At 70.0% G+C, this 1745-nt stretch carries 1 protein-coding gene; it reads right to left on the bottom strand.

Annotation, left to right across the window (positions count from 1 at the left end):
* Positions 1–88: 88 nt before the first annotated feature.
* Positions 89–1745: sulfite reductase flavoprotein subunit alpha (locus JMF90_RS35730; RefSeq protein ID WP_201326219.1), on the bottom strand; the 1657-nt coding region annotated here is incomplete at its 5' end.

Below are 1745 nucleotides of genomic sequence, written 5' to 3'. Positions count from 1 at the left end.
CGCACCGAGCAGGCGCGTGCGTGGGAGCGGCAACAGTAAGCCGGCGGCGAAGCGGCGGGCCAACGCAACGGCCCGCCGCTCACGCGATTCAGTACACGTCCCGCATGTAGCGCCGCGCCTTCGAAAGCCGCGCGACGTAGTCGTTCGCGGCTTCGTCCGACATGCCGCCGTGCCGGGCGACGATCGCCTTCAGCGCCGTATCGACGTCCTTGGCCATCCGCGCGGCGTCGCCGCACACGTAGAAGTGCGCGCCCTCTTCCAGCCACGCGAACAGCTCGGCGCCCTGCTCGCGCATCCGGTCCTGCACGTAGACCTTGTCGGCCTGGTCGCGCGAGAACGCGAGGTCGAGCCGCGTCAGGAAGCCGCTGTCGCGCATCTCGCTCAACTCGTCGCCGTAGTAGAAGTCGGTCTGCGCGTGCTGCTCGCCGAAGAACAGCCAGTTGCGCCCGCGCGCGCCGCGCGCCCGCCGCTCGTGCAGGAAGCCGCGGAACGGCGCGACGCCGGTGCCCGGGCCGACCATCACGATCGGCACGTCGCCGTTCACCGGCGGCCGGAAATGCGCGGACTTCTGCACGAACACGGGCACGCGGCCGTCGTCCGCGCGATCGGCGAGGAACGTCGACGCGACGCCTTTGCGCGCGCGCCGGCCATTGTGATAGCGCACGGCCGACACGGTCAGGTGAATCTCGCCCTCGTGCGCGCTCGGGCTCGACGCGATCGAATAGAGGCGCGGCTGCATGCGCTTGAGCATGCCGACCAGTTCCGCGCCCGACAGCTCGACCGGGTATTCGTGCAGCACGTCCGCCAGTTGCTGCCCCCACAGCCATTGCTTGAGGTCGCCCTTGCGATCTTCGCCAAGCAGCGACTTCAGCGCGCCGTTCGCGCTGCGCGACGCGATGAAGGCCAGCGTGTCGGGATGCGGGCGCGTGATGTCGAAATGGCGCGCGAGCGCATCGCCGAGCCGGATCTCGCCGACACCCGCGACCGACACGGGCGCATCGGCCTTCAGCGCGGTGACGGACAGCAGTTCGTCGACCAGTTCCGGGCAGTTGGTCGGCCATACGCCGAGCGCGTCGCCGGTTTCGTATTCGAGGTTCGCGCCCTGGGTCGACAGCGACACGTAGCGCGTGTCTTTCGCGGCGCCCGGCCGGTTCAGCCGCAGGTTCGCGACGAGCTTCGACGGCGCCGGATGCGCTTTCGTCGGCAACAGCCCCGACGGGCTCAATCCACCGGACGGCACCGCGTGCAGCGCGGCATCGGCCTCCTTGATGCGCGCGACGACGCGCTCGAGCCACTGATCGGCATCGTGCTGGAATTCGACGTCGCAATCGACGCGTGCGCACAGGCGCGCCGCGCCGAGTTCCGCGAGCCGTGCGTCGAGCCGGCGGCCGTGGCCGCAGAACTGGTCGTAGTTGCGGTCGCCGAACGCGAGCACCGCGAAATGCACGCCGTCGAGGCGCGCGGCGCTGCCGGCCTGCAACGCATCCCAGAATTCGCTGCCGTTGTCCGGCGCATCGCCGTCGCCGAACGTGCTCGTCATCAGCAGCACGTATTGCGCGCCGGCCAGCGACGCGACCGGATAGTCGGACATGCACGCGGTGCGGATCTCGAAGCCCGCGTTCATCAGCTTCGTCGCGTAATCCTCGGTCAACGATTCGATGTTGCCGGTCTGCGACGCCCACAACAACGTGACCTTCGGGCGCGGGCGCACGATGCGCACGCCGCCGGCCGCGGCGGCGTCGGCC

The organism is Burkholderia sp. E168m23, from assembly GCF_016586125.1.
Taxonomy (GTDB): domain Bacteria; phylum Pseudomonadota; class Gammaproteobacteria; order Burkholderiales; family Burkholderiaceae; genus Burkholderia; species Burkholderia orbicola.
Note: the sequence above shows the minus strand (reverse complement) of the source record. Positions and strands in the feature narration are given on the sequence as shown.